This window comes from Chamaesiphon sp. OTE_20_metabat_361 (genome assembly GCF_031364565.1).
Genome location: NZ_JANLWO010000459.1, coordinates 1 through 3,835, shown reverse-complemented (window position 1 = coordinate 3,835; position 3,835 = coordinate 1). Strand labels below are relative to the sequence as shown.

The following is a 3,835-nucleotide window of genomic DNA, read 5'->3' as shown; positions in this document are numbered from 1 at the left end:
GCCGGAACCGCCACCAATTACGAATAGGTCAAAATCATAACTCATATTCTGTATATCCTTACTTGCCCAAAATTTTGGAGATGTGGCCGAATTTATTACGGTGTATATATAAGTTTAATAGACTTCGACTGAGATGGTTTTACCCCCCCAACCCCCCCTTATAAAGGGGGGGCTTTTCTTGCTCTTGCTCCCTTCCCTTATAAAGGGGAGGGCTGGGGTGGGGTAAAGATCTCCGCCTCAGAACCAATCGATGAAATAGTTGGGTTTCGCTTCACTCTACCCAACCTACGCATTAATTAACCCTTGGCACCTTTCAAATAATTCAACATCGTGTTGACATCAGAAACTTCAAAAGGATCGGTTTCACAGTTGTCACTGTAACCATCTTCAATGAATGCCTGCTCGACCTTGCCGTCGTTGACGACCATCGAGTAACGCCAAGACCGCATCCCAAAGCCTAAGTTAGACTTTTCGACCAACATGCCGATCTTCCGGCTGAATTCGCCGTTACCGTCAGGTAAGAGCTTGACGTTTTTCACTTCCATGTTCTTGCCCCATTGGAACATCACGAAAGCATCATTGACAGATACACAGTACACTTCGTCAACACCCAAGGCTTTGATTTCGTCATAGGCAGCATCATAGCCGGGGAGATGGCTGGTGGAGCAGGTAGGCGTGAAGGCACCAGGGAGTGAGAAGACAACTACTCTTTTGCCCGCGAAGATGTCTTGTGTAGTCGTATCTTGCCATTTGAAAGGGTTTGGCCCCTCGACTGATTCGTCGCGCACGCGAGTCTTGAATACAACGTTGGGCACTTGTTGGTTGACTACAGCCATGATTTACTCCTAAATTTGACTAATTATTTTTAGCGCAGCCGTTTGCGACAACTGGCAACTGAGCGATATGTCGCACACATCTCAGAATAGTTCTAATTTAGGAATAAGTCAAGGGTAAGAGGTCTATTTAACTGAGAACTTTTAATATTTAACGAGCGTTCTGGGAAAATTGGGATTATAATTGGAGATTACAGTACCTCTCTACTAGTCACTAGTCACCAGTTGCTAGTCCCTCGCAATGAGCCAGCCATCAACAGACGCGATCGTCAAAACACTCAAAGCCAAAGGCTTGCGGGTCACACCGCAACGATTCGCCGTGTATGCCAATCTCCTCGCGCGTAACGATCATCCCACGGTCGAACAGCTTTTGGTGGATCTAAATCAATCTTGTCCCGTCTCCTCACAAGCGACGATCTATAGCTCCTTGCAAGCTCTCCGCGCGGCAGGATTGATCCGCGAGGTACTGCTCGAAGCAGGTGTATCGCGCTACGATGCGATCGTCGAATCCCACCATCACTTCCACTGTCAACAATGCGGCGCGATCGAGGATATCGGCTGGGATGAGCTACCTGTGGTAGAATTTGCCAGACTGCGATCGGGTTTACAAGCAGTTACCTATGAAACCACCGTGCGCGGTTATTGCGATCGATGTACTCAAGCAGAATAATATTTAATTGTTGGTACCGAGGATATCAAATCCATCATCACTGTTATTGGTGAATTCGGAGTTCGCGACGTTGACTGTATTGCCAGTACCAGAAGCATCGATATCAAAACCATCATCACCGTTGTTGGTGAATTTGCTGTTGTTGATGGAGATCGTGCTGTTGGCGGCATCGATTTGCACCCCATCGCCTTTGTTACCTGTAAAGTTAGAAAAAAGTAGGGTGGGCACTGCCCACCACATACGTTTGAGCCGATCGAGTCTAACCTAACTCAAGACCCAATTTACCAAAGTTCTGACCGGATGACCCGTCGCGCCAGCATTATTCACGCCGCTTTCCTTATCGCTCCAAACTGGCCCAGCTACGTCTAAATGCGCCCAGGGCGTATCCTTGACAAACTGCTTGAGGAATAGAGCGGCAGTAATCGAACCACCACCGCGCGGGCCAGTATTTTTGAGATCGGCGATGGGTGATTTGATGCCGTCGAAATACTTGTCGGCTAGGGGCATTTGCCAGAAATTTTCACCTGCGAGTTCGGCGGCGGCGAGGATGCCGTCGGCGAGGGACTTATCGGGACTCCACAAGCCGGAAATATCATCGCCCAATGCGACGATACAGGCACCTGTGAGGGTAGCTAGATCGACGATCGCATCCAAGCCCAACTTATCGGTATAATCTAGCGCGTCAGCTAGGGTTTATCGCCCTTCAGCATCGGTATTGTTGATTTCGATCGTTTTGCCGTTTGATGCTGTCAGGATGTCCCCAGGGTGCATGGCGCGACCGCTAATCATGTTTTCAGTGACTGCACTGATGAAGTGGACTTCGACATCTGGCTCGATCTGACCGATCGCTTTTGCCGCCCCAAACATCGCCGCAGCACCACCCATATCCATTTTCATGGTTTCGATACCGCTACCTGCGCCTTTGATATTCAAGCCGCCAGAATCAAAGGTTAAACCTTTACCAACGATCGCGATTTTGCGGCGGGGTGTCCCGGTAGGTGTATAAGTCATGTGGATAAATTTGGGGGGCATTTCGGACGCTTGCGCTACGCCTAAAAATGCACCCATGCCGAGGGCTTCACACTCAGCTTGCTCCAAAATTTTGAGCGCAAATCCATAGTCTTTAGACATCTGTTCGGCAGTTTCTGCCATACTCATCGGCGTGACGATATTCGCAGGTGCAGATACGAGTTCTCGCGCTAAGATTACGCCGTCGGCGATTGCTTGCGCTTTGCTAATCGCCGCATCATTTCCGGCAGATTCGAGCAGGTGAACTTCACTAAGCTTGAGGTGATTTTCGGGCTTGACTTCGGATTTGAAGCGATTATCTTGATGCAATGCCAGCAGCAAACCTTCGCTAATTACTTGAGCTGTGCTGGCACCATCGCCATTCCAGACGGGGAGAGCGATGCCGAGAGTCTTGGCTTTCTCGCGTTTGGCGGTGCGGGCAATTGTCGCCCCAGCTTTGCGGAGGGTATCGAGCTTGAGATCTTCGGCTTTACCTAACCCCACCAGCATGATTTTTTGAATTGGGGTATTGACGCCGACACGCGTGACTGCGCTGCTGGATTTAGCTCCTTTAAATTCAGTCTCAGCGATTAATGCTTCAATGACACCTGCCAACTTACTATTAAGTTCGGCAAGATCGCCACTGAGTTCGACAGCATCTTCAAAAAACCCAATCGCTAAAAGATCTCCAGTCCATTCTAGACGTGTGGTAGCGATCGCTTTGATATCCATATTTATGTTTTGTAGCGGTAATTTTAGATCTTGTGTGGTTGTGGGAATCTTTGCACCAACTCCCACCGCTAACTCAGGCGTGCTTCTGGGGAACGCCTGCGCCAACTCATTCATTATCCTCATTGTAGCAATCCTCGGCAGCATCCCCTTTGCAGATCTCTCGGCTGAATACCACTGCTTGAGATCGACTCCAGTTGAGCTATTGTTAGACATCACGACCTTTCCAAATAGCCATCTTCCATATAAATAATCCGATCTGCAAGATCCAGAATGCGGTTGTCATGGGTGACTAGCAGGATCGTACAGCCTTGTTCTTTGGCGAGTTTTTCCATAATTTCCACTACATCGCGTCCCGACTTTTTATCTAATGCTGCCGTTGGCTCGTCTGCTAGGATAATTTTAGGCTGACTTACCAAGGCACGAGCGATCGCGACGCGCTGTTTTTGACCGCCAGATAAATCGCTGGGATAGTAATCCATGCGGTGGTCTAAACCTACTGCGGACAACATCTGTCGAATCCGATTATCGGCCTCAGTTGCAGTCACATCTTGGATTTCTAATGCCATCTCGACGTTTTGATAGACGGTGAGAA

The 3,835-nt window shown here is 48.9% G+C and carries 4 protein-coding genes and 1 pseudogene; 1 reads left to right on the top strand and 4 read right to left on the bottom strand.

Annotated elements, in window-relative coordinates; genetic code table 11:
• Positions 1–296 precede the first annotated feature (296 nt).
• Positions 297–836 (bottom strand): peroxiredoxin, encoded by a 540-nt coding sequence (locus tag RMO35_RS13515; protein WP_309741821.1) that lies wholly within the window; start codon positions 834–836, stop codon positions 297–299.
• A gap of 238 nt (positions 837–1,074) precedes the next feature.
• Between RMO35_RS13515 and RMO35_RS13510 the strand changes: the two genes are divergently transcribed.
• Positions 1,075–1,503 carry a Fur family transcriptional regulator gene (locus tag RMO35_RS13510; protein WP_309741820.1) on the top strand — a complete coding sequence of 143 codons (429 nt, stop codon included), beginning with the start codon at positions 1,075–1,077 and terminating at the stop codon, positions 1,501–1,503.
• Positions 1,504–1,506: 3 nt separating this feature from the next.
• Here the strand turns inward: RMO35_RS13510 and RMO35_RS13505 are convergent, their stop codons facing one another.
• From RMO35_RS13505 to RMO35_RS13495, 3 genes and pseudogenes are all read right to left on the bottom strand, one after another.
• Entirely contained in the window at positions 1,507–1,743 is a 237-nt protein-coding gene (locus tag RMO35_RS13505) for a right-handed parallel beta-helix repeat-containing protein (RefSeq protein ID WP_309741819.1), read from the bottom strand.
• Between the two features lie 24 nt (positions 1,744–1,767).
• Positions 1,768–3,243, bottom strand: a pseudogene (locus tag RMO35_RS13500) (leucyl aminopeptidase).
• Positions 3,244–3,455: 212 nt separating this feature from the next.
• On the bottom strand, positions 3,456–3,835 hold a 380-nt coding region (locus RMO35_RS13495), incomplete at its 5' end, for an ATP-binding cassette domain-containing protein (protein WP_309741818.1).

Bases quoted from the DNA above. Each gene is read 5' to 3' on its own strand.
- RMO35_RS13515 (WP_309741821.1), bottom strand. From the start codon at position 836: ATGGCTGTAGTCAACCAACAAGTGCCCAACGTTGTATTCAAGACTCGC.
- RMO35_RS13505 (WP_309741819.1), bottom strand. From the start codon at position 1,743: ATGTGGTGGGCAGTGCCCACCCTACTTTTTTCTAACTTTACAGGTAAC.
- RMO35_RS13510 (WP_309741820.1), top strand. From the start codon at position 1,075: ATGAGCCAGCCATCAACAGACGCGATCGTCAAAACACTCAAAGCCAAA.